We start from the raw sequence: 24130 nt of genomic DNA, 5'->3' as shown, positions 1-24130 counted from the left end.
CTTACGCGGCGGCGCCAAACAAAAAACTGGGGAAATTTACTTCGACGAAAATGAGGAGTATCTATCCGACGCTGACAGCCAGCTCCACAGCCAGCACCTGCCGGTGGCCTTCCCAGTTGATGCCGATGGCGATCAGCACCGCCTGCGAGCGAATCACGCCCGACTCACGCACCTTCTGATAGCGCGCGTCGACGATCAGATACGGATACGCTTCTTCCAGCGGCCGGTGTACAAACTTTGCCAGCGTCGCATCCAGCCCTTTGTTGATCGCCGAGATCGCCGAGGCTGAAAAGCTGTGACCGCACAGCTCTTCGGTAATCGCCTTGACCTTGCGCGTCGACACACCCTGCACGTACATCTCGGCCAACGCCGCCACCATCCTTCTCGCTGCGCGCATAGCGCTCGAACAGCGCCGTTGAGAATTCGCCATGCCGATCACGTGGCACGCGCAACTCCAGTTTGCCGATGCGCGTCACCAGAGCGCGGCCGTAGTAGCCCGCACGATAGCCGCTTCGCGTCTCGCTGCGCTCATTGGGCGCAGCGCCCAGCAGCTCGGTCATTTCCGCTTCGAGCACTTCCTGAAGCGCATCCTTCATGAGCGCCTTCATCAGATCCCGGTCGTCGGCAACCAGCGCTTCCGCTGACGGCCGGTTCGTACTGCGCTTGGTCGTGGCCATGGTGTAAGCCCTCCCGAGGGCAGGTTGACGAACTGGACAGTCATCAACTTACACCACGGCCACCCCCGCCTCCGCGCTCCTGACGCCTCAGCGTTTTTGCACATCGTTTCGCATACTACCCGGCTAGCTTGGCGTTGCAACGCGGGAGGTCGCGCTCGCCCGTCGTCCGCTTTTACACAAGCCAGCACAAGAAGATATCCGCGGCGTAGAGGTACCGCAAGGAAGAAGCGTGCTACGGCAGCACGCGGTCCTTGTCGTGAAAACGTTGCATCCAGTAAGGATAAGGCAGGGAACTCTGCGAAACCTCGTCCAGAACGGCTACGTGCGAGGCGCTGAGCTCAATGTTTCCTGCGTCCAAATTTAACGCTAGCTGCTGTGGCGTGCGAGCGCCCACTATCACAGATGCGACGGCTCGCTTAGCAAGAAGCCACGCAATTGCAACTTGAGCCGGCGATACCTCAAGCGAGTCGGCTACGTCGGTAAGGGCCTCTAGTATACGACGGCCCATAACCTGATCCACCGGTGGGAAATCCAGCTTACTGCGTCGCCCGCTAGAGGGTGCGGTGTTTGCATACTTTCCGCTTAGGTACCCGCCAGCCAGCGGGCTCCAAACGAGCAGGCCCATCGATAGCGACGCGGATACGCTGACGAGATCATGCTCCACGTCACGGCATGTCAACGCATAGTGGACCTGGTTGCTCACGATAGGTGCACGGTCGGTCCGTGTCGAGTAGGCCGACGCACGCTCTAGATCTGCCGAACTAAAGTTACATGCGCCGATATGGCGGACCTTCCCTTGCGTCACCAGATCGTCGAGCACGCGAAGTGTCTCATCGAGCGGTACGAGGGCGTCTCGGTCGTGTAGCTGAAGCAGATCGATATGATCTCGACCGAGACGCCGCAGACTCGTGTCCACAGATCGGATGATGTGGGACCGACCCAGCCCAGCCTGATTATGCCCAGGACCCGTCCGAAGTCGGACTTTGGTGGCCACTAGCATTTTTGTTTCGTCGAGACTCAGGGCCTTGATTACCTGACCCACGATCTCTTCCGAGAGACCTTGCGAATAGACGTCCGCTGTATCGATCAAGTTAACGCCTTGCTCTGCAGCGATAGCCGTGAGGCGGATTGCCTCATTGAGGTCGACCCCGGCGATGTTGCCCCATATTCCCGATCCCGCGCCAAAAGTCATTGCGCCAAGGCTCAGGCGGGAAATATGCAAGCCAGTGGCACCAAGCGTAACGTAGTTCAACAAGCTCTCCCTTACAAAAATTGGCAAACGCGCGAATGGACCTATGCACATTCGCGTCTAACAATCCTAGCTCGCTTCCGCGACCAGTTTTTCTATGACCGTATCGAGCTCGGTTTGACCACGGATGACTTCATCAGGCGATCCTTCAAAGCAAATCCAGCCCTCGTTGAAACCATCAAGCATTCGGATGCGCGGCATTGGATGCTTCATACCTTGCGACCTGAACAGCGATTCCCACTGCGTCCGTTCCACCACCTCCGCCAGCACAGGGTGCCCTAAGGCGCGCGAAAAAGCGTTGGCTATATCGTTTGGACTGACGCGGCGTGGACCCTCGAGCTCAACGATGCGGACGCCGTTCCATGTCTGTTGCAGCAATGTGGCCGCGACCGATCCTACGTCTTCGGTTGCTACCATTGGCACTCCGCGGTCCAACGGTTGCAAGAAGCTTGGGATTTTTCCCGAGTCCCGTGCCGATGTAGCATCCCATGCCGAATTCTCGAGGAACCAACCCGGTCGAAGAAAGGTGACTGGCATGGACAGCTCAGTCAACGCTCGTTCCATGAGAGTTCGCTGCGAGAGCAAGTTGGTTTCAGCTGCATGTGCTCCAATTGTCGAAAGACAAACGACTCTTTCCGGGTTGGCAAGGCGCAAAGCTGTTGCGACGGCTTTAATCACAGCCTTTGCCTCCGGAAATCCGGGAGCCGGATCGAATTCCGAGGGCGGTAGAATGAAGACCGCGGTCGCGCCGCGGAAAGCGGCCGAGAGCGCTGCCTCGTCTTCCATACGAGCGATTGCGACTTCACAGCCCAGCGCTCGCCACGATGCGGCGCGATCGGCATCGCGAACGACAGCTCTCACTTGTTGTCCGGCGGCGAGCAGCGCTCGCGCCAACGCGCCACCTACCTTGCCCGTAATACCCGTGACTGCATACATGATGAACGTCCTCCTGTGGTTGAATGTGAGCGGCAGAGAATGCGCTGCTACAAGTACAGTCAGGCGCGGCGCAGGCCGTTGTAGAGACGCCGTTCGAACTCTCCGTAGAGGCTAACTACGCGTTCATCGTAGAAGGGCAGAACCTGCGAGAACATCGACCCTGCTACGCGTTTGTTTGGATCGATCCAGAAGTAAGTATTCAGCAGCCCCGCCCAACTTCCGCTTCCTGCGCTTCGTCCGTGTGGGCCCGGCGCAATATTGATATCGAACGACAGCCCCCACTTGTGTGCTTGGCCCGGGAACTGGTCGAAGCTATTTGACCACGCGGGCTGAGCGGTTTTCATCTCGCCCGCCGTTAGATCGCCGATGTGATTACGGAACATTAAAGCGACAGTGTCGGCATGCAAGATGCGCTCACCGCCAAGTGTTCCATTCCCGAGAAGCATTCGCAGAAAAGCCATATAATTATTGGGTGTGCTGAACAGCCCACCACCGCCCATGAAAAACTCCGGGCGCTGATTCATCTCGAAGGGCTCCGGTTTGAGCCCTCCATCCGCCTGACGGCGGTGCATTGCCGCCACTCGTTGTTTCTGCGCGGTTCCGATAAGGAACCCTGTATCGTTCATTCCAAGTGGATTAAAGATGTTTTCGCGGAAGTACACCTCGAGCGACTGGTCAGTTGCGGCCTCCACGAGTTTGCCAACCCAGTCCATGCTTATCCCGTACTGCCAACGCTCGCCGGGCTCGAACTCGAGTGGTGCAGCAAACGCGCCATTAAGTGAGTAACCGATATCCGGCATTCCCGTGACTTTCTCGTATTGGGTGAGGCGGTCGCTCCAGATGCTGTAAGTAAAGCCGGACGTGTGAGTGAGCAGATGGCGCACTGTAATCGTGTTGCGCGCCGGTCGCAAAATCGGGTTCCCGGCTGCATCGAATCCTTCAAGAACTTGAGGCGTTTTGAGCTGAGGCAACAGCTCGGAGGCCGGCTGCTCAAGCCAAAGCTTGCCTTTCTCGATAAGCTGCATGCACGCCGTTGCCGTGATCGCCTTAGTCATCGAGGCGAGCCAGAAGATGGAGTCACCCGTTATCGGGCGGGAGTGTTCGGCATCCGCATAACCCGCATGTCCCCGATAGACCAGACCTTTTTCGGTCGCTCCCATCGCAACTACGCCAGCTACTGTCCTATCGTCGACTGCCTTCCGGAGGCATGCGTCGATCGAGTCGAACTGTGGGCGTGATTTTGCGCTGGCTGCAGATTGATTATCACCTGTCGCTGCGCTCGCACTGCGCGCTTGCAGCGGCGCCAATGTCGCCGCGGTCAGCAGGCCCGTCGCGCCCTTGATTAACGTGCGGCGTTGAAGTCGAAAAGACATATTTCCTCCGGTCAAGACGATAGAGATTGCGATGTTGAGTAGCGAACGCCATTCTCGGTGTAGGCGTCTGAAAACGAAACAACGCACCCCGCATTTCATTAGTGACTGTTCGTCATGAATTGGCGGTGCCATCGCTTCAGCACGGGCGGCTTGCACCCGAAAGATTGAGCGCTAGAACTGGAAGCGGTGTAATGCGCGGCGACGGGTGACATGGGTGAGGAAGCAGGCGACAGCTAAGGAAGTTGACGAGGCGCGAACAAGGTATATACTGAGCGCTCAGTCAGATTACGGTTGCGGATGCTCGCGGTCTCGGTTCGGCAATCCCGTCGCCGGACGGAGCAGTCCCGGACCTCCGCGCTCGGACAGATAGATAGGTGGGCACAGATATGAAGATCGTAGACATGCACTCGCATTGGGGCACGCGCCGCGGCTTCCCGTTGCGGACGCCCGAGGAGCTCGCACAGCAAAAAAAAACGTGGAATTCTGAACCTGTCTACCACTCCGAGGAGGAAATGATTCAGCACTTCCGCGACAACGATGCGCGCGTTATCCTCGATCTTGGCTATACCAAATACATGCCGATCGAGGAGATTCCGCCGCTGCACGACTATGCGTTCCGCGTCCAGCGCAATGGCATGGATGTAATCGCTGGACACTGGGTTCATATTGATCCGTCAAATCGCGACGCGGGCGTGCGGGAGCTGCGCCGCTGCATCGAGGCAGCCCCAGGTTTTGTCGGCTATGCGGTGTCGGGTTCGGGCTCAGCGCCGGCAAGCGATGCGGTCTGGTTTCCGTTTTACGATCTCTGTGCGCAAACGGGGACGCCAGTGTTGATTTTCGTCGGGACGACTGGACTAGGTGCGGGACTACCCGGAGGAGGCGGAATACTGCTCGACGACTGCCATCCGCGTCATCTCGACTATGTCGCAGCGAAGTTTCCGTCGCTTCGCATAGTCGCGGCCCGCCCGGGGTGGCCATGGCAAACGGAAACAATCGCAGTTTTAATGCATAAGCGCAACATATGGTATGAGCTTCATGGATGGTCTCCGAAGTATTTCACCCCCGACCTTAAGCATGAAATCAGCCGACGTCTCCGCAATCGCGTGATGTTCGGTGCTGACTACCCGCTCTACTCCTACGCGCGATTGCGCGCAGATTGGGAGAAGGAAGGCTACGCGCAGGAAGTCCTTGAAGGTGTGTTCTATCTTAATGCCGAGCGCTTTCTCGCCGGCGAGGAGGCGCAATGAATCTCCAACTGAAAGGGAAGGTGGCGATCGTCGGCGGCGGAAGCCAGGGAATTGGTTTTGGTATTGCACGAATACTCGCCGCAGAGGGCGCCAGCGTGGTGATCACCGCGCGTCGCGACGAAGACTTGAAGCGCGCCGCGCGCGAAATTCACGAAATGACCGGCAACGAGGTGACATGGATCCCCGCGGATTGCCGTAAGGCCGAAGACTGTGAAAGAGTGGCGACGACTGTTCGCGCTGTCCTCGGAGGCATTGATGTGCTGGTGAACAACGATGGTGCGCCGCCGGTCGGCCCCTTGCTTTCTTTCGACGATGCAGCGTGGCTTCGCGCCGTCGAACAGAACCTAATGTACCCGGTGCGCATGGTACGGCTAGTCGCGGAGTCAATGAGGGAGCGGGGTGGTGGGAGTATCCTGAACATTACCGCCATCTCTGCAATCCAGCCGATCCGCGATCTCGGGCTGTCGGTGGCGACTTGGGGCGGCGTGATCGGCTACGCGAAGACGTTATCGATGGAACTTGCGGAGTACGGCATCAACGTCAACACGATCTGTCCAGGCTACATCGACACTTCGCGCTTACGCAAGGTCTTTGCTGCGGGCGATGAACCGGACGAGAGCGTGCGCAGCCGTCTGTTACAGGACGTTCCCCTCGGACGAGTCGGCACGGTCGACGACATAGCGGGTCTTGCGGCATTGCTGGTTTCGCCGCGCGGGGCCTACATCACAGGCACCGCCATTCAAGTTGACGGCGGGTTGCTTCGCGGCGTCCGTTAGGCCGTCCAGTCACCGGAGGAAAGGAGCTGACTATGAAAGTCCACCCCGAGCGCCATGTGGCGCAGCATTTGCAGGATCTTTATCGTCGTAATGGCTGGTGGCGCGACGTTACGTTTAGCGAGATACTGCAAAGGCGCGTCGAGGAGACACCCGATCGCATTGCGTTTAAGGATGACCGTCGTTCAGTTACTTACAAGCAGTTGTTGTCCGAAGTGCGGCGGTTTGCAGAACTGCTGCGCCGTGAAGGGGTCGGTCGTGGCGACGTCGTAACGCTGCAGGTGCCGAATCGCGTCGAATTTCCTGTGGTGTTCTTCGCATTGGAACTGATTGGGGCGATTGCGAATAAAATCAGTCCGGATCTCCGCGCCGAGGAATTGCGCTACATTCTTGATTTTTCCGGGTCAAAGGCCTACGTGTGCGCGCTTCAGTTCAAGGGCTTTAGCTACGTCGATATGTTTCGCGACGTGCGTAGCAGGTTATCTACCCCTGTGTTGGCCGTTTGCGTCGATCCGGTTGCAGGTGATGACGTCGTATCGTTCCCGCTGACACTTTCCGCTTTGCCCGAGATCAGCGATGAGCATCGGGTGTACATGGACCCCGACGAGATCATGCGGATGTGCTTCACATCTGGCACAACGGGTAATCCGAAGGGCGTGTTGCATAGCTTTAACACCACACTGTGTGCTGCGGCCTTTTTGAACCGCGACATGCGGGTCACTGAGGACGACGTGCTCTTGGCGTATTTGCCCGTAGCGCTAAACTGGGGCTATCTGACGTTGCTGCAATCCGTGATGGCAGGAGCACGCACCGTATTGCTGGAACGATTTTCGGCGCGTGCCGCACTCGAGTGCATCGCTTCCGAACGGGTGACATTCATTCCGACCGCGCCCGCTGCCATTGTCGCATTGCTCAACGCACCGGAGCTAAGCTCGACCGACTGTTCCTCGCTGCGTGTGATGGTAACCGGCGGCGCATCTGCGTCAATAGAAACGATCCGTCGCTTCGGCTCGGCTTTTCCTCAGGCTCGGCTGATCGAGCTCTACGGGATGTTAGAGACGGGCTTTCATTCTTATACACGGCTCGAGGACGATCCCCTTGACGTGATTGGGACGGTGGGGCGGTGTGTCGAGGAACTGGAACTTGGAATATTTGACGACGCGGGCCATCCTGTCGAGGACGGCCAGACAGGGGAGCTATGCGCTAAAGGTCCATCGGTGCATCTTGGGTATCTGAACAATGCACAGGCGAACCGCGAGAGTTTCACGGGCGAGGGATGGTTCAAAACTGGCGACCTTGGTGAGATCGCCGATAAGAACCGCAATATCCGAATATCCGGACGCAAAAAAGAGATTATCAATCGGGGCGGCAAGAAGTACTTTCCGCGCGAGATCGAAGACCTGCTGTACGAGCATGAAGCCTTTCTCCAGCTTGCCGTTGTCGGCGTGCCCGACGCTCGGCTTGGTGAGCGCAACTGCTTATTCGCCGTTCTCAAGCCCGGCGCGCAGATCACCCTCGACGCAATCATCGCCATGTTAAAAGGTCGGGTTGCCGATTACAAGCTACCGGAGGACCTTATTATATTGGACGGGTTCCCGATGACGCCAACTGGAAAAATTCGCCGTGCAGAATTGCTCAAGAAGATCAGTGCTTGCACTGGTTGACCGGCGGAGTGGACGTCGGAATAGCGTGATCAGATTCGCTGGTGCGGTGCGGACCCGCGAATCGGCGCCCATGTCGAAGTACTGAACAGGGATGAATGGAAGGTCGGCAAGTGCAAGACCCCCGACCTCTCATGGCTCCCGAATACTGCTACGCAGTGCTTGAAGCGTTCGACGAACGCCTTTCTACGGGAGAAGATGGCGGCTGCCATCAATCTCCGCCCATAAGCGACCGCGGGCCGCCATTCAGCGCGGTCGAGCATTTAGTTAGCGAAGTCCGTAAAAGATCCTCCGTTGCGACGCGCCTGCTGGCTGACCTACGACATTTGCGCGACACTAAGAACGGACCCGCGGGGCGTAACGGGATAACGGGCTAACTGTAAGCCTCCTTGTAGAGACGCACGATGTCCGCTTGCTCCGGCACCCGCGGATTGTTCGCAGGACTCCCCGACGCCAGCGCCTGATCTGCCATGGGGCTTGCCAATTGATGCCACGTGGTGCGGGCGATACCGAGTTCGCGCGGCGTTGGCACTGCGAGTTCGCGGTTCATCCGATACAGATTGTCGACGAGCATGAGCGACGCCGTGTGATCGTCCACATGGGCGGGCGCGCAGCCTGCGACCCGTGCCGCCTCGGCGTACCGCTGAAGCGCAGCGGGCAGCGAATACTGGGTGACTGCTGGCAATAACATTGCATTGGACATTCCGTGCGATATATGGAAGTGAGCGCCGACTGGCCGCGCCATCGCGTGCACCAACGCTACCGGCGCAATCGAGCATGCGATGCCTGCGTGAGTCGCGCCAAGCATCATCCCCTCTCGCGCCACCCGGTTGTCCGGCTCCATGTAGGCTGTGTGCAGGTGTTTGCCGATCAGTGCCAGCCCTGAACGCGCGAACAGATCGGAGTGTACGCTGGCGCGCCGAGACACGAACGCTTCCAGCGCATGCACGAAGCTGTCAATTCCCGTGTCCGCGGTCACGCGCGGCGGAACGCTCATCGTAAGCTCATAGTCGACGATCGCCGCGATGGGCAATGCGCCTAGGCCCGAGATCAGCATCTTTTCGTTGTGTGTCGTGTCGGTGACGACGGTAAAGCGTGTGACTTCACTGCCAGTTCCAGCCGTCGTCGGGATTGCAATTAGCGGCAAGGCGTTGGCATCCGCAGTAGCAGGCAGCTTGAACGCACGGATGCTTATTTCGGGATCGGTGCGGCGTGCAGCGGCGAGGATATTTATAGCTTTTGCTGCGTCCATGGGCGACCCCCCGCCGAACGCTATCAGACCGTCGAAGTCACCGTTGATCATGTGCGCAACGCCGGCGTCAATAACCCTGTCTGTGGGGTCTGGGACTGTATTCGAAAAGACGGAGTATGCGACTCCTGCTGCGCGAAGCACATCGGTCAGATGAACGATCAAGCCTGAATCGACCATGAACGCATCGGTAACGATAAGTGGACGTTCGACACCGAGCCGCCGACACAGCGCTCCCGTGCGTTGAACGGAGCCGCCGCCGATATCCAAATAGCGAGGAGCAAAAATCTGTGCTGCGTGAGTCATCGCTTCCTCCTCGGGTTGACAGTGCGGCGCCAAAAAAGCGAGCGGCGTCTAGGCGGGCCACACCGCACGCTCTCGTCAAACCGCGTATCTAATGATGGCGGCACATAGCACTCACGGTTTGTCGGCGGCGTGCGTCTCAAAGTCAGCAGGCGAAACGATCTCCAGTTGCTCGAAATCGCTGCTGTTTGCGAGTACTTGGTGGCGCACGCCAGAGGGAAACACGCACGATGAACCCGAAGTAAGACGCGTGATTCCGATGTCCTCAAACTCGAAATCAATCCACCCGCGCAGCACGAAAATCATCTGGAACGACGTTTCGTGAGTGTGCCACTCCGGCTCGGCCTTTTTCCCCGGCAAAGCGCGTATTACGTGGGCCACATAGGCGCCGCTCGTCGCTTCCTTGAAACCGAGATCCCGGTAAGCGAAATAAGGGCGCAAACCGACTTTGAAATCGCTGCCGTCGGCGGCGGCGTGAGACACGCAGGTGCGCTGAGGCGTGATCGATGGCATGCTTTTCTCCTCAAAATTCGTTGGTAAGAATTCCTAGCTGATCACACGAATCCGGGGCCGCTATACCCCATGTGACTCGTAATGAAATCTTCGTTAACCTCAATTCCGATGCCGGGCTTCTCGCTCGGCCGCAAAGTCCCGTTTGCATTGACGTCGAATGAGAAATCGATCAAGTCGTCGCGCAGAGGGTTGTAGGTTGAACAATCGGCCTCGAAATAACCGGCGTTCTCGATTGCGCTCAACACATGGAGCGTTGCGGCCATATTGATGCCCATGCTCGAATGGCAGTGGATCGGCAGCTTCTGGGCGGAAGCCATTGCTGCAACTTTAATGGTTTCGCTGATGCCTCCCACCTTTGAGAGATCCGGTTGTAGGATCGTGATCGATTCCGCGTCGATCAGTTGCGAGAATTCGAAGCGGGTAAAGTGGTTCTCACCGCCGGCGAGCGCGAATCTGCACATCGCCTTCGCTTCACGATAACTGCGGTAGTCATGCGCCGGAAACGGTTCTTCAAGCCAACCGACGCCAGCCGCGTCAAGATGGGGCGCGACCGCGCGGAAGTCGCTCAACGAGTAAGCGGTGTTGGCGTCGGTGAGGATGTCCAGTTGGGGGTAAGCCTCACGAACCGCGCTCACCCGTGCAATGTCGCTGGCGGGCGACTCGCCGAGCCGCAGCTTGATGGCTTTGAACCCTCGCTGGACCATCGATGCTACTTCGTCAAGCAACGCAGCGGGCGGCTGGAAGCCGAGGCAGATACCACCCGCGTAACCGGGGACGCTGCGCGACGCCCCGCCGAGCAGGCGGTAGAGCGGCCAGCCAATCGCCTTGCCGCGTATGTCCCATAGGGCCATGTCGATGCCACTCATTGCTGCTGCGCAGGCGGCGCCCATCCCGTGCGACGCGAGCTGGAAGCGGTAGATCTGCGACCACACCCCGTTGACGTCAGTGGCGTCGAAACCGGTCACGAGCTGCCGGAGCGTCGTGTTGACGAGCGTAGCAATCGCAAGATGAGCGCGCGCGTGATGCGACTCGCCCCACCCAACGATGCCCTCGTCGGTCGTAACCTTAACGATCACTGTGTCGCGCTTGACCATCGTGCCGATGCCAAGACTTACCTGATGTTCAAGCGGAACCGGAACGGTAACGGGGTGTGCAACGATGTCCAGAATTTTCATTTGTGTTCGAGGGCAAAAGAGCGTCACGAAAAGACCGCTGAACAACCGCTGCGATAGCGACGCTCAACGCGCTTGCAGGCGTTCGAGACAGCGGGGCCACGCATCGGGATTGACCAAGTGTTCGGGGCGGCGCCCGTGCAAGATGTCGACGACCGCACGCGCGGCTCCGCTGCTCATTCTGGCGAGACCTTCAGCAGTGAATGCTGCAATATGGGGCGTCAGCAACACGTTGTCGAGCGACCAATATGGGTGATCAGTGGGCAGCGGTTCGGGCTCGAACACATCGAGCGCAGCACCACCGATCCGACGCGCTCGCAACGCCTCGATCAAGGCCTCATCATCGATCAGGCCGCCGCGCGCTGCATTGACCAAAAGCGTGCCAGGCCCAGCAAGCCCGAGTAGGCGCGCATCTACTAGATGTTTCGTCGACTCAACGAGCGGTGCGTGCAGTGTGATGACGTCGGAGCCCGTGAACACTTCTTCTATCGACGTTTGCTCGATGAACGATGGCAAGCCTTCTCGCAACCCGCGGTCGCAGCCGAGCACGCGCATCCCAAAACCGTAATGCAGCGAGGACGCGACCTGCGTTCCGATCCGGCCCAGTCCTACAATGCCGATCGTCCGGCCACGCAGTTCGATACCCTGAAACGCTTGACGTATGAGCCATCCATCCTTACGCCACAGCGACGGGAGTCGATCGAAGCCGCGCGCCAAAGAGAGGATGGCGCCGATCACATGCTCGGCCACTGCCTGGGTGTTCGAATCGGGCAGATTCGCGACAGCAATGCCAGCGCCAGTGGCGCGGTCTACGGGAATAAAGTCAAGGCCGACGCCGTGACGAACGCAAGCCTTTAGTCGCGGCGCGTGATCGAAGATATCGTCGGGCAGACGCACCCGCACAATTAGCGCATCGACATCCGCGACGAGCTTTCGCAGCGTCTGTTCGCTATCGTCGGGCGCAACCAGAAGCTCGCAATGCGGCGTGAGAATTGGCAGCGCAGCCGGATCGATTGGATTTGTGGCCAGCACGCGATATGAGTCGGACATTGGCATTCCTGTTTTCTGGTGTTATCTGGTACAACCAGATGCTAACAAACCAAAGTGGGAGCGGTCAATCACCGTCGATGTTTGCAGCACGCGCTTGCCCTTGACGCGGGTCTTGCTGCACGATCAAACGGTCGCATCGCCGCGAGTTGGTTGTCTTGCTTTTCGCTACGCGACGTCGTATCGTTGCACTGGTACAACCAGAAATCATTCGGAGAAAATGGATGAGGAAGACGGTAGGGATTGTGGGATTGGGCGCAATGGGACGGGGCGTGGCGGCCTCACTGCTGCGCGCGAACTTCAAAGTGCTGGGCTACGACATCAACGCCGATGTGCGATCGGCATTCGCGAGGTCCGGCGGCATGGCGTGCAGCAGTATTTCGACGCTCGGCCAACTGTCGGATGTAGTAATTGTGTTGGTGGTCAACGCCGCTCAAACAGAGCAAGTCCTCTTTGGCGAAGACGCACTGGCGTCCACGCTCAAGCGGGGCAGTGTGGTGATCGCTAGTGCGACGGTCGCCCCGGCGTTCGCAGCCGCGATGTCCAAGCGGCTCGATGCACAGGGCGTCGACATGATAGATGCGCCGGTATCAGGTGGCGTGGCGGGTGCCGCCGCGGGCACGCTAACTATCATGGGTTCAGGCCCGCAGCGCGCCTTCGAAGCCTGCCGCCAGGTGTTCGAGGGTTACGCGGCAAAGGTTTATCGGTTTGGCGACGAGGTAGGCCTAGGCTCGAAAGTAAAATTGCTGAACAATTTACTTTGTGGGGTGCATATCGCCGCCGCGTGCGAAGCGATGGCTCTCGCCAAGCGCGAGGGAATTGATCTCCAGCTGTTGTACGACGTGATCACTCACAGCGCCGGGAACTCGTGGGCATTTCAGGATCGCATGCCGCATGTGATTGCCAGCGACTTTGCGCCCGTGACCGCGCTTAATATATTCGTTAAAGACCTCGGGTTGGTACTCGACATGGCGGGTGGCGCGGAATTCATTGCGCCTCTGACCGAGTGCGCCTACCGAATGTTCGTTTCGGCGGCCAAGGCTGGTTACGGCCTTGAAGACGATACGTCTGTAGTCAAGATTTTTGACGACGCTGCACAATTGCGCGCCCTGACGAGTCGCTAAAGGTGTTTCTTCTTCGGCCTCTGCTCTTGGGGTCTTTCCGGATGTGAAACGCGGCGCTTTACATTGACAGCGAGAGTTCGACTGCTATACTCAACTGAAAGGTGACTGAGCGCTCAGTTTTGGAAGATAGGGAGGCGTTGGGATTGGTTAGTGCAGGCGACTGCCTTTATCGCGGGTGATGGGAGCGGGATCGGGCGAGCCGATCGACATCGCGCCTATGGTGGTCTACTTAGCGTCGGATGAATCACGGATGACGACGGGACAAGTCCTGTCAGTCGATACCGGTGCATCCATCGCTTAGCGAAATTGAAACGAAAAATTAGAAAAATCTCAGGAGACGGAAGATGCAACGACGAAACGATTTCGGCGCTTTTTTCCTTGGCGTCACTCTCTCAATGGCAGTGGTACCGGCACATGCGGATGACGTGCTCAAGTTCGGCGTAAGCGCACCGATGTCAGGTGCCGCGGCGAACTGGGGCATCGGTTGCGATTGGGTTGGCCAAAAGGTCGCAAAGCACATTAATGACAGCGGCGGCATTCGTGCTGGCGGCAAGTCCTACAAAGTGCAACTGACTACTTACGACAATTTCTACACTGCCGCTGGCGGCGCGCAGAGCGCACAGGCGATGATCAACAGGGATGGCGTACGTTACATTGTCCAGAGCGTTGGAACGGCGCCTGTGCAGGCTACGCAGAGCCTATCAGAACGTTCGGGCGTAGTCCTCCTGACAACTGCGTGGGGCAAGACGATTAAAGGCCCAAAGTTCCCACTGACCTTCACGAATTCGAATACACCATACGAGATCTTTGGACCACTCTTTGCGCTCGTAAAGCAACAGCATCCGAACGTCAAGTCTGTGGCGTTGCTCAACCCAAACGACTCAACCGGGCAGCAGGCGGAAGCGCAGTCCAAGCAAGAGTGGGCAAGGCTCGGCGTGACGGTAGTCAGCTCCAGTTTCTATGAGCGCGGCACGACCGAGTTTCAATCCATTGCGACTAAGGTGGCCGCTGCGAAGTCCGATGCTGTTGATCTCGGCGGATCGGCACCTGGCGACGCCGGCAGCGTTCTGAAAGAACTGGCGGTTCAGGGCTGGGCAGGAGTAAAGCTGTATCCAGCCGGCACAGGAAGCGACACGCTCGTGAGGGTCGGCGGAAAGAGCGTCGAAGGCGTCTACATGGGCCAAGGGGCCGACTTCTCCGGCCCAACCGCGACTAAATTGCAACGTGCCCTGGATGCCGAGGCTAAACAGGCGCTAAGAGAGCCGCTCAACGTCCTACAGATGGGCGTGTGGGACGGCGTGATGGCGATCAAGGCCGGTATTGAAAAAGCTGACAGCGTTGATCCAAAAGCGGTAGCCCGAGCACTGCCGTCAACGAAGCCGGACACGTCGTATGGAGCGGTGGGTTATGGAGGCAAGGCGACCTATGGCTCGCCACAGCAACTGCTCGTACCCGTAATCATCACCCAGATCCAAAACGGCAACACCGTCGAAGTTCGTCGAGTGGATTCGCCGGACGCCAGCGGCAGTTAAGCGCGTAGTGATTTGACGACCCTCAGATCGGCGCTGCACCGTTCGCGGAACCTACCGCAAATCTGCACAGGAAGGGTGATCTCCATGGCAATATTTATTCAGCTTGCATTGAACACGCTGCAGGCGGGCTCGGTGTATGTGCTGTTTGCGCTCGGCCTCACGCTGATTTTTGGCGTGATGGGCGTCGTGAACTTCGCGCACGGCCAGTTCTTCACGCTTGGCGCTTTACTAACGAGCGTACTGGTGCCGTCGCTGCAACATGCGCTGGACGTCGGCGTCGCAGTGTCGTTCGTGCTGTCGAGCGTGACCTCGATCGCCGTCGTGCTTGTGTTGGCATTCGCTGCCTACCAGTGGGGCTTTCGACAGTATCTCAGGGATATGGTCGGCTCGTTCATCCTCTCGGTCGGCATGCTGCTGTTTTTAGAAGGCACTTTCTTATGGATCTTCGGCGGCGTGCCGCGGGTGGTCCCGAACATCGCACCCGGCGAGCTACGCATCCTCGGCGCCGCAGTCGAACTGCAACGACTCATCGTGTGCGCGGTTGCGTTCGTGGTCGCAATATGGCTGTATGCGATGCTCAGGTATACGCGCTTTGGCCGCGCGATCCGAGCAACCGCTGAAGACGCCGGCGCTGCCACGCTCCAAGGCGTGCGATACAAGCGGACACTGCTTTATGGCTTTATGACCGGGTCATTTCTTGCGGCTGTCTCCGGTTGTCTAATCGCGCCCATCACGGTGATAACCCCGGCGGTGGGCAACGACTATCTAGTCAAGGGTTTCATCACGATTATCATCGGCGGATTGGGCTCAATCCCTGGGGCTATCCTTGGCGGACTAACGATCGCGTTTCTCGAAAGCGTCGTCGGTTATTACCTTGACGGCACCGTGGCGACGATCGGCATGTTCTGCCTGGTGGCCGCGCTACTTCTGTTCAGACCACGGGGGATGCTCGGCCATGTACAGCATTGACCGCAAAATCATTGTGCTGAATGCCGTGCTGTTGGTCGTGGCCATTGGGGCGCTCAGTCTTTTTGAGCCGACGTATCTCACTCAACTGGTCGTCTGGTCTGCGATCAATGCCGTGCTCGCCGCCGGTATGCGCTTCGTATTGCTCATAGGCGAGACGAACATGGCGTGCGGGGCAATCTATGGCTTCGCCGCGTATCTGACGGCGATTGCCGTGACAAACGGCTTCGACGTGGTGCCGCTTGTGCTTATCGGATCGAGCGTCGGCGCGGGACTACTTGGCCTGCTGTTCGGTTGGGTGACCCTGCGCGTGAAGGGGCCGTATTTCATGCTGATCGGCTTCGCGTTCACGGAGGTCATCCGTCTAGCGTACACGCGTATCGATTTTGTCGGCGGCAACTCTGGCATGGTTGGCATCTATGCTCCAACTTTGCTCGAACCGTGGATGCCGGCGCTTAGCGTGTCGGTTTGCTACATACTGCTAACGGGTCTTTTCGCCGCGGAGAAGTCGTCGTTCGGCTTGTTAATGCGCGCCATCCGCAACAACGATAAGGTCGTTGAAACGCTGGGCGTTAGCGCTCTGCGCGTGAAGCTCCTGTGCTTCGTAATCGCCGCGTTGGTGGTCGGCGCGGCCGGATCGATACACGCATACAGCTATCACGTTATCAGCCCTGGCGATTTCAGCTTCCTCATTCCGGTTTACGCTCTTGCATACGCGAAAGTTGGCGGTGAGCGTCATATCGCTGGACCGGTAATCGGCGCCATCTTCCTCACGGTCGTCTCGCAACTGGTGCAAGGCTCGGGCGCGTTGCAGTACACGCTGTTCGGCGGCGTCATCATTTTATCTATGCTAGGCGTGCGCGGCGGACTGATTGACCTTGTAAAAAGGGTTGGGTGCTTGTGCCCAATTGGCGGACGGCTTGGCGTTTCTAAAGACCGGGCGAGCGGAGAACTCGGATGAATAACCAAGACATACAGTCGTCGATCCTGTACAGCGCAAATCCATTGCTGACTGTGAAAGGCCTGACACGGCGCTACGGCGGACTCGTCGCGGTTTCCGATCTGACTTTTGAGGTTCGCGCTGGCGAGATCCTCGGGCTGATCGGTCCGAATGGCGCAGGGAAGACAACGACATTCAACCTGCTCTCTGGTCACGTGAAACCTAGCGCCGGAGAGCTGATCTTCGACGGCGCCAGCATCGCAGGTCTCGCCCCGCACGCGGTCAGCCGACGTGGATTGGTTCGCACCTTCCAGCACGATAGTTTTTTCCGTGACATGACAGTGCTTGAAAACCTCGTAATTGCCGCAAACCGACAGTCGCGAAAACGAAGGGAGCGGCTAGAAAGCGCGCATGTGATTGCTGCCCGAGTAGGTCTCGAAAAGTATCTCGACGTGGCAGCAGGCGGTTTGCCGCATGGAATGCAGCGGCTGCTCAGCGTCGGAATTGCGATCTCGACTACACCCAAGCTGCTCGGGCTAGACGAGCCGTTGACCGGGCTCCATACTGTTGAGGTCGCGAATGTGCTCCACCTACTTCGCACCCTGTGCCGGGAAGACGGCACTACCATCTTAATCGTCGACCACAATATGAAGGCGATGATGGGCATATGCGATCGCTTCATCGTGCTGCAATACGGAAAGATGCTGGCACAGGGCAGCGCAGAAGAAGTTCGCAATAACCCCGAGGTGATTGGCGCTTATCTGGGGACAGCACAGTGACGACGACGGCGACGACATCCCTTTCAGTGCGTGATCTGCGTGTGCGTTACGGCGGCGTCACGGCCGTTGACGGCATCGGTCTCGACTTGCCACGTGGCGCAGTAGTCGCGCTGATCGGCTCAAACGGGGCCGGTAAGACTTCTGTGATGAACGCGGTGATGAATCTCGCGGGAGAATGCTCCGGCGCCCGCGTCTTTGACGGCACTGACATTTCCAAAATGCGGACAGACGAGATCGTCGGTCTCGGAATGGCGCTCGTGCCTGAAGGGCGGCGGCTTTTTCCGTACATGACGGTTGCGGAGAATCTCATGATGGGTGCGTACCTGCGTCGCGACTCGGCGGCGATCCAACGCGATAGGGACCGCGTATTAGAGGTCTTCCCTGCGTTGCGCGAGAAGCTCAATCAGCCGGCGATGTCGCTGAGCGGCGGGCAGCAGCAAATGGTCGCGATCGGCCGCGCGCTGATGACGTCGCCGCGCCTTTTGCTGCTGGATGAGCCGACCATCGGACTCGCACCAGCCGTCGTCGATCTGATCGGTACAACCATTCGCGCAATTAATCGAGATGGAGTTGACGTACTCCTAGTCGAACAGAACGCGTCGGTGGCGCTCGATCTTGCGAGCTACGCTTACGTAATTGATGACGGCGGCGTGGTCATGCAGGGCTCATCGGAAATCCTAAAACACGACAACCGGGTCCAGGCCGCTTACCTAGGTCTTTAAGGACGGCAAACAGGCATATCGGAGCGCGTATGGATCAACGACCGAATCCGGTTTGGGCACCTACTGACGATGATGTCACGACTGCGCAGGTTACGTCGCTTGCGGAAACGCTAGGACACAAGGATTTTGACAGCTTGTACGCGTGGTCGATCGCCCATCCAGATGCGTGTTGGGAAGGCATGATGCGGTGGCTGGGCATACGTTGGCGGGCGCCTTACTCATCATATGTTGACCTGTCTGAGGGTAAGGCGTTTCCCCGTTGGTTCCCGGGCCGCAAGATCGACTGGGTCGAGAGCATTTTTGCGCCTTGCATGGACGACGCCCGCAGCGAACGACTCGCAGTCGTGGCGGAGGACGAGGGCGGGCGGGGTCGTCGCACGCACTTTCGCCCAATTGCACGAAGATGTCCGGGCGTTCGCGGCTGGGCTTCAAGCAGTGCATCTCGGAGCGGGCGTAGCGTGCCCGACATCTGGATTCACGGCGATCTTGCGATCCAGTATGAATTACATGTTCTTCCTTTACGGCCGTTCCGACGACACGCTTAAGATCGCGGGCAAGCGCGTAGGGCCAGCAGAGATCGAAGAGGTCGTCGTGAGCTTACAAACAGTGGCAGAAGCGGCGGCGGTAGGCATCTCAGATCCGCAAACGGGGCACCGGCTCGTCGTATTCGTCGTTCCCGTCAAAATGTCAACAGAGGCGCAATGCGATGACGACCTTAGCAAACAAATCAAGAGGATCGTCGCGCGAGAAGTTGGTCGGGCGTTCGCGCCATCGGAGGTGCATGTCGTCGGCGAACTTTCAAAGACACGCAACGGAAAGGCGATGCGGCGTCTCATTAAACGCGCATACGAGCGGCAGCCGCTCGGTGACATTGCGTCACCGGAAAACCCGGGCTCACTCTGCGCGATCCGCGCCCTGACTCGAGCCGATTGAATGGAAGGGAGCAATATGAAAATCGGTTTCGTCGGTGCTGGCCGGATGGGGTTCCGAATGATCGGGAACCTGCTGCACCACCGCCATGAGGTGTGCGTATTTGACAGTGACGAGGCCGCGCTAAGACGCGTCGCAGCGCGTGGGGCATCGGCGGCTGCTTCACTCGCCGAGGTTGCGCGTCAGGAAATCGTAATTACGATGCTGCCGACGCCGGATGTCTCGGTGCAGGTGTACGAGGGCGCCGCTGGTCTATTTGCGCTCGCGCCACCCGAAACGTTGCTGCTCGAATGCTCGACTGTCGACGTCGTCACGGTTGAACGACTCGGCAAGAGCGCGACGCGCGCGGGCGCGCAGCTCGTCGATGCTCCACTGACAGGCGGCGTAGAAGGTGCGGAAGCCGGGACGCTAACGTTCATGGTGGGGAGTACGGTCGCCCAAGTCACGCGCATCCGCCCTGTGTTGGAGGCAATGGGCGAGCGCATTGTCCACACCGGGCCGTTCGGTAGCGGCAGCAAAATGAAACTCGTGAACAACATGATCTGCGCAACCAACTTGATGGTCGCCGCGGAAGCGCTGACATTAGGGCTCAAGCTGGGACTCGACGCGCAGTCAATGTATGACGTAATCGCAAACGGCACCGGTCAAAGCTGGGTATTTGACGCATACTACCCTTTGCCAGGAGTCGTGCCCGGCGCCGCCGCGAGCCGGCGCTTCGGCCAACCGACGTTTCCAGTGACCGGCATGGCGAAGGACATGCGATGCGCGCTCGATGCGGCGCGCGGCGTAGACGCGATCACCCCTCTACATAACGTCGCGGAGAACCTGCTCAGGATCTACTGCCAGCATTTCGACAGGACACTCGACTGGACCGCCGTGTCGACGATGTTCGGATCGCGTCGCTTTTACCCCGATTTGCCGGGAGTTGGCGATTTTGTGGAAATTTGACTGAGATTTACTTGAAGCCAAGGCCCCGGGCCATGAAGGTGCTAAGTGCTTCGATTACTTCTTGCGGCTCAGCGCGATCACGCAACGACCAGCGGCGCAACGCGATCATGGTCGGCAGGAATGTGACAATGTTTGCAGCGATGTGGAGGTTGCCGAAGTCGAGTCGGGTCTCAGAACTGGCCGTCGAAAGAATCCCCTCAAACATTGCGATGAACTCCTCGACACGCGCGAGGATCACTTTACGAGACCGCTTGTCGAGCAGATGACTATTTTGATAAATCAGCATGATCTCGTCCTGGTGCTCGTACATGATTCGTGCGACCGTACGCAGTGCCGCTGAAACCTGCGTTGCCGGCGCTGCGGATTCGTCAAGTGCCTGTTTCACCTTAAACTGGTACTCGGCAATGATTCGATCGCAGACAAGATACAAGATGTCATCCTTCGATTTCACATAGTTATAGATCGTCCCCTGTGTCATATCGGCTGCGCGTCCAATGTCGCGAACCGTCGCCTCATGAAACCCCTTTTCTATAAAAACTCTTATAGCCGCACGGACTAATACGTCGCGGCGCTCTTGCACGAGCGTTTCGTCGCGAGTATTGGTTTTGACGGTGCGCGCGCGAGGCTTGCGGACTGCGGAAGACTGGTCGTAGGAGGATGCATCGGATTTCATGCGTTTATGCGAATGGAGAGTTTGTGCGAGCAGCATCTCGCGGGCTTGCCTACTCGACGAGAAAATGTGGGCAGCGGTCGGTAACAAGTGACTGACTGAGGGGTCAGTCACTACAGTGTATGCCATTGCGCGTCCGAGGACAATTTTTGCTGCCTCCTTGAGGTATCAGCTGCGGCCCGGCTACGTCCTTGGAGCGGATCGGCCACCTCGATCGGCATTTTGACGACTCGGATAAAATTGGAGTCGCCGCCTTCGATCCACGCATCCCGTGCGGGTCAGGCGGGCTTCGCCCTACGCGGATCTGAATAGCCGATGATCAGTCTCAAACAGGTAGCCGCGCTGGCGGGCGTGTCAACGTCGACTGTGTCGCGAGCGCTGGCCGCACCAGAGCGTCTTCATCCGAAGACACTGAAAAAAGTAAAGGACGCCATTGAGTCGCTCGATTATGTACCTTATGCGCCCGCACGGGTCTTACGCTCCGGGCGTTCTCAGTCAATCGGCATTGTGGCGCCAACCTTGATGAACGAGCTGTACGCGCGCGCCGTTGACACGCTGGAAGGTGAATTTCTTCGCATCGGTTACACGGGGCTGCTGACCTGTCATCGCGACAATCCCGATCTCGAACTGACCATCGTACGCACCCTGATCGAACGACGAGTCGATGGTCTGGCGTTGATCGGGACGAACCACCATCCCGATCTTCTGGCATTTGTGCGCAAACAGAAGCTCCCGTACGTGCTTATGTGGGCGACCGACGGCTCCGCTGTTCATCCGAGCGTCGGTTATGACAACCGTTTGGCCATGGCTCGCGTCGCGGAGCACCTAGTGCAACTCGGGCATCAACGCTTCGCTGTGCTGCCAGGACCGATTGAAGTGCCGCTCGCGGCTACGCGGCTTGACGGCGTGCGACAGGCACTGGCTGTCCACGGAATACGCCTAGAGGCGCGAGACGTGGTCCCGACACGATACGATCCTGCAGAGATCCGTGAGGCGACTCGTCGGCTGATGCGCACAGGGGCGCGGCCCAGCGCGCTCGTCTGCGGCAACGATATGATTGCTGCCACGGTATTGGCCGAATGTCGGCAACTCCAAATCGACGTGCCTTCGGAGGTGTCGATTACAGGATTCGGTGACTGGGACATCGCATCTCTGACATTCCCCCCGCTCACTACCATTCGCTCCGACGCGGTTCGGATCGGCAAACTCAGCGCACAGAACCTTTTGCGCCAGATCAACGCCACGGCCGTGTCCGAATGTCACCAAGACCAATTTGAAGTCGAGTTGATCGTGAGGCAGAGCACCGCACGGGCTGCATGATGCGCGCTGATGCGTCGCACTCGCTCTGCGTGGCAGTCTGCCGGCGCTTTTTATCAATGTAAGTCTTCCTCTATCTGGCCGTGACGCCATACGGGTGCGCGGGCTTTCTCTTCTCTTCCTCCGATCTGTCGATCGAAGTGCCCGTCTCGCCGATCAGCAGTCCTTAGCCTCCGGCGGAGCGACTCGTCCCTAGCCAGCGCGACCGCCTCCCATGTAAACCCTAACGCGATTAGCGTTGACACCCATTCCGCCCGCGCCGATACTTTATGCCAACGATTGCAAAAGCATAAAGCCTTGTTTTTGCATGCGAAAACGACGCATTGGTCATTTAAATGAGAACGTTTGCAACCATAGAGAAGGAGATGCACATGCAGAAGCGACGTCGCAAGTTTTATGGCTGGGGATACGAGGGTGAAGAAGTGTCCATCGACGAGATCGCCGAATTCGAAAAAGCATGGACCCGCTTGCTAGGCGTGTCAGATTTTGAACCGGTCACCTTTCCGAGCGCCGAAATGATCAAGCTGCGCGCCCCACGGATAGCCCTGCCCGAATCGCTAAAGTCGATCTGCACGATCGATCATCACGAGCGGCTCTACCACACATACGGAGCGTCGACGATTGATGTTGCTCGTGCGATCCGCGGCGAATTCGACAATCCGCCGGACGTTGTAGCCTATCCAAGCAGCGAAGACGATATCGTGGCGCTGTTCCGTTGGTGCGAAGACGCGAACCTCGCGGCGGTTCCATACGGCGGTGGCACCAGCGTGGTCGGCGGCGTGAATCCGCCGACGCATGACCGGTACCGCGGCGTGGTGACGATCGACATGCAGAACTTTGACAAGGTGCTCGAGATTGATCACAAATCGCAGGCCGCGCGCATCCAGGCAGGCGTGCTGGGCCCGCACCTCGAGCAGCAGTTGAAGGCCAGCGGACTGACGATGCGCTTCTTCCTGCAGGCGTGGGAGTTCTCGTCGCTCGGTGGCTGGATCGCGACGCGTGCTGCGGGCCATTTTGCGACGGCCTACACGCAAATCGACGACCATATTGAGAGCCTGCGGGTCGTGACGCCGGCGGGCAACATTGAATCACGTCGTTTTCCAGTCTCCGGTGCGGGCCCGAATCCCGACCGGATGTTCCTCGGCTCAGAGGGTGCACTTGGCATCATCACCGAGGCATGGGTCAGACTGCATCGCCGGCCGACGCATCGCCGCATGACGACCGTGCGTTTCGCAGACTACGATCGCGCCGTCGATGCGGTGCGCGCGATTTCACAGTCTGGCCTTAATCCGGCGAATGCACGCCTCGTCGAGCGGGAAGAAGCACAGTACACAGGCTCCAGTGACGGCACCTATGACATTCTGGTGCTTGGCTTCGAATCGGCCGACCACGCCGTTGACGTGTGGATGCACCGCGCGCTCGAAATTTGCGGCGATTTTGGCGGTCAATGGGACCGCGGTGGGCTTGCAGACAACGACGTCGGGCGCGATGCGTCGGCAAAGAGCTGGCGCGATAAGTTTTTGCGCGGACCCGCATTGCGCGAACACGCAATCGCGCGTGGCGTGATGCGCGAGACGATGGAGACCGCGATCACGTGGGATCGCTTCGCGCAACTGCGCGAACATGTGAAGTCTGAGACGCACCGCGCGATCAAGGAAGTTACCGGCCGTCCCGGTTCGGTGACCTGCCGTTTCACACACATCTATCCAGATGGTCCCGCGCCGTATTTCACGTGGTTCGCATACGGCGATAAACGCCGCATTCCTGAACAATACACGGCAATCAAGCAGATCGCCGAACAGTCAATGGTAGATGCAGGCGGTACCGTTACGCACCATCACGCGCTCGGACGAGACCATCGCCCCTGGTACGACAAGGAGCGTCCTGAATTATTTTGCTCAGCACTGCGCGCGGCGAAGCAGACCCTCGATCCTCGTGCAATCTTGAACCCCGGAATTCTCTTCGATCCGTCGTAACAGGCGCCAACAAGGATGCGTCAATT

General features: G+C 58.5%; 23 protein-coding genes and 1 pseudogene. 15 read left to right on the top strand and 9 right to left on the bottom strand.

Annotation, left to right across the window (positions count from 1 at the left end):
• Positions 1-61 precede the first annotated feature (61 nt).
• The 4 genes and pseudogenes from NCS02_RS30955 to NCS02_RS30940 all read right to left on the bottom strand — a co-directional run bounded on the left by NCS02_RS30955 (position 62) and on the right by NCS02_RS30940 (position 4235).
• Positions 62-596 (bottom strand): annotated as a pseudogene (locus NCS02_RS30955) (IS256 family transposase).
• A 313-nt stretch (positions 597-909) separates the two neighbouring features.
• Positions 910-1929 (bottom strand): aldo/keto reductase, encoded by a 1020-nt coding sequence (locus tag NCS02_RS30950; RefSeq protein WP_250523516.1) that lies wholly within the window; start codon positions 1927-1929, stop codon positions 910-912.
• 66 nt (positions 1930-1995) lie between these two features.
• Positions 1996-2862: an NmrA family NAD(P)-binding protein gene (locus NCS02_RS30945; RefSeq protein ID WP_250520645.1), complete on the bottom strand. Its 867-nt coding sequence runs from the start codon at positions 2860-2862 to the stop codon at positions 1996-1998.
• A gap of 59 nt (positions 2863-2921) precedes the next feature.
• Positions 2922-4235, bottom strand: coding sequence for a serine hydrolase domain-containing protein (locus NCS02_RS30940; protein WP_250520644.1), 1314 nt, complete (start codon positions 4233-4235; stop codon positions 2922-2924).
• Positions 4236-4621: 386 nt separating this feature from the next.
• Here NCS02_RS30940 and NCS02_RS30935 point away from each other — a divergent pair, with 386 nt between their 5' ends.
• From NCS02_RS30935 to NCS02_RS30925, 3 genes are read left to right on the top strand one after another with little or no spacing between them, the layout of a single operon-like run.
• The gene (locus NCS02_RS30935) at positions 4622-5482 is read left to right on the top strand and encodes an amidohydrolase family protein (protein ID WP_250520643.1); all 861 of its coding nucleotides are present in this window, start codon (positions 4622-4624) and stop codon (positions 5480-5482) included.
• Positions 5479-6258: an SDR family oxidoreductase gene (locus NCS02_RS30930; protein WP_250520642.1), complete on the top strand. Its 780-nt coding sequence runs from the start codon at positions 5479-5481 to the stop codon at positions 6256-6258. The genes NCS02_RS30935 and NCS02_RS30930 overlap by 4 nt, the downstream gene beginning before the upstream one ends.
• Before the next feature lie 32 nt (positions 6259-6290).
• Positions 6291-7919: a class I adenylate-forming enzyme family protein gene (locus NCS02_RS30925; protein ID WP_250520641.1), complete on the top strand. Its 1629-nt coding sequence runs from the start codon at positions 6291-6293 to the stop codon at positions 7917-7919.
• Between the two features lie 370 nt (positions 7920-8289).
• Here the strand turns inward: NCS02_RS30925 and NCS02_RS30920 are convergent, their stop codons facing one another.
• From NCS02_RS30920 to NCS02_RS30905, 4 genes are all read right to left on the bottom strand, one after another.
• Positions 8290-9471: an iron-containing alcohol dehydrogenase gene (locus tag NCS02_RS30920; protein WP_250520640.1), complete on the bottom strand. Its 1182-nt coding sequence runs from the start codon at positions 9469-9471 to the stop codon at positions 8290-8292.
• Between the two features lie 111 nt (positions 9472-9582).
• Positions 9583-9981 (bottom strand): cupin domain-containing protein, encoded by a 399-nt coding sequence (locus NCS02_RS30915; protein ID WP_250523515.1) that lies wholly within the window; start codon positions 9979-9981, stop codon positions 9583-9585.
• 41 nt (positions 9982-10022) lie between these two features.
• On the bottom strand, positions 10023-11156 hold the full coding sequence (locus NCS02_RS30910) for a mandelate racemase/muconate lactonizing enzyme family protein (RefSeq protein ID WP_250520638.1): 1134 nt from the start codon (positions 11154-11156) through the stop codon (positions 10023-10025).
• 63 nt (positions 11157-11219) lie between these two features.
• Positions 11220-12203: a hydroxyacid dehydrogenase gene (locus NCS02_RS30905; RefSeq protein ID WP_250523514.1), complete on the bottom strand. Its 984-nt coding sequence runs from the start codon at positions 12201-12203 to the stop codon at positions 11220-11222.
• Between the two features lie 206 nt (positions 12204-12409).
• On the opposite strand from NCS02_RS30905, the gene ltnD reads away from it, so the two are divergent.
• From ltnD to NCS02_RS30865, 10 genes are all read left to right on the top strand, one after another.
• A complete protein-coding gene (gene ltnD / locus NCS02_RS30900; protein ID WP_350029918.1) occupies positions 12410-13324 on the top strand; it encodes an L-threonate dehydrogenase in 915 nt (304 codons plus the stop codon).
• 178 nt (positions 13325-13502) lie between these two features.
• Positions 13503-13625: an SDR family oxidoreductase gene (locus NCS02_RS36365; protein WP_284504488.1), complete on the top strand. Its 123-nt coding sequence runs from the start codon at positions 13503-13505 to the stop codon at positions 13623-13625.
• Between the two features lie 43 nt (positions 13626-13668).
• Positions 13669-14856 carry an ABC transporter substrate-binding protein gene (locus NCS02_RS30895; RefSeq protein ID WP_250520635.1) on the top strand — a complete coding sequence of 396 codons (1188 nt, stop codon included), beginning with the start codon at positions 13669-13671 and terminating at the stop codon, positions 14854-14856.
• Positions 14857-14940: 84 nt separating this feature from the next.
• A complete protein-coding gene (locus NCS02_RS30890; RefSeq protein ID WP_250520634.1) occupies positions 14941-15825 on the top strand; it encodes a branched-chain amino acid ABC transporter permease in 885 nt (294 codons plus the stop codon).
• Positions 15812-16783 carry a branched-chain amino acid ABC transporter permease gene (locus tag NCS02_RS30885; RefSeq protein WP_250523513.1) on the top strand — a complete coding sequence of 324 codons (972 nt, stop codon included), beginning with the start codon at positions 15812-15814 and terminating at the stop codon, positions 16781-16783. The genes NCS02_RS30890 and NCS02_RS30885 overlap by 14 nt, the downstream gene beginning before the upstream one ends.
• Entirely contained in the window at positions 16780-17541 is a 762-nt protein-coding gene (locus NCS02_RS30880) for an ABC transporter ATP-binding protein (RefSeq protein ID WP_250520632.1), read from the top strand. Before NCS02_RS30885 ends, NCS02_RS30880 begins: the two co-directional genes overlap by 4 nt.
• On the top strand, positions 17538-18263 hold the full coding sequence (locus NCS02_RS30875; RefSeq protein ID WP_250520631.1) for an ABC transporter ATP-binding protein: 726 nt from the start codon (positions 17538-17540) through the stop codon (positions 18261-18263). The genes NCS02_RS30880 and NCS02_RS30875 overlap by 4 nt, the downstream gene beginning before the upstream one ends.
• Before the next feature lie 29 nt (positions 18264-18292).
• On the top strand, positions 18293-18808 hold the full coding sequence (locus NCS02_RS36505; protein ID WP_350029915.1) for an acetyl-coenzyme A synthetase N-terminal domain-containing protein: 516 nt from the start codon (positions 18293-18295) through the stop codon (positions 18806-18808).
• A complete protein-coding gene (locus NCS02_RS30870; RefSeq protein WP_250520630.1) occupies positions 18762-19196 on the top strand; it encodes an AMP-binding enzyme in 435 nt (144 codons plus the stop codon). Before NCS02_RS36505 ends, NCS02_RS30870 begins: the two co-directional genes overlap by 47 nt.
• The gene (locus tag NCS02_RS30865) at positions 19197-20141 is read left to right on the top strand and encodes an NAD(P)-dependent oxidoreductase (protein WP_250523512.1); all 945 of its coding nucleotides are present in this window, start codon (positions 19197-19199) and stop codon (positions 20139-20141) included.
• 7 nt (positions 20142-20148) lie between these two features.
• Here the strand turns inward: NCS02_RS30865 and NCS02_RS30860 are convergent, their stop codons facing one another.
• Positions 20149-20814 (bottom strand): TetR/AcrR family transcriptional regulator, encoded by a 666-nt coding sequence (locus NCS02_RS30860; protein WP_250520628.1) that lies wholly within the window; start codon positions 20812-20814, stop codon positions 20149-20151.
• Between the two features lie 312 nt (positions 20815-21126).
• On the opposite strand from NCS02_RS30860, the gene NCS02_RS30855 reads away from it, so the two are divergent.
• Both NCS02_RS30855 and NCS02_RS30850 read left to right on the top strand, forming a co-directional pair.
• Positions 21127-22131: a LacI family DNA-binding transcriptional regulator gene (locus NCS02_RS30855; RefSeq protein ID WP_250520627.1), complete on the top strand. Its 1005-nt coding sequence runs from the start codon at positions 21127-21129 to the stop codon at positions 22129-22131.
• 368 nt (positions 22132-22499) lie between these two features.
• Complete coding sequence (locus NCS02_RS30850; protein ID WP_250520626.1) at positions 22500-24104, top strand: FAD-binding oxidoreductase; 1605 nt, start codon at positions 22500-22502, stop codon at positions 24102-24104.
• The last annotated feature ends 26 nt before the right edge of the window (positions 24105-24130 follow it).

It is taken from the genome of Caballeronia sp. NCF2 (assembly GCF_023631205.1).
Taxonomy (GTDB): Bacteria; Pseudomonadota; Gammaproteobacteria; order Burkholderiales; family Burkholderiaceae; genus Caballeronia; species Caballeronia zhejiangensis.
This window is presented reverse-complemented; position numbering and strand designations above follow the sequence as displayed.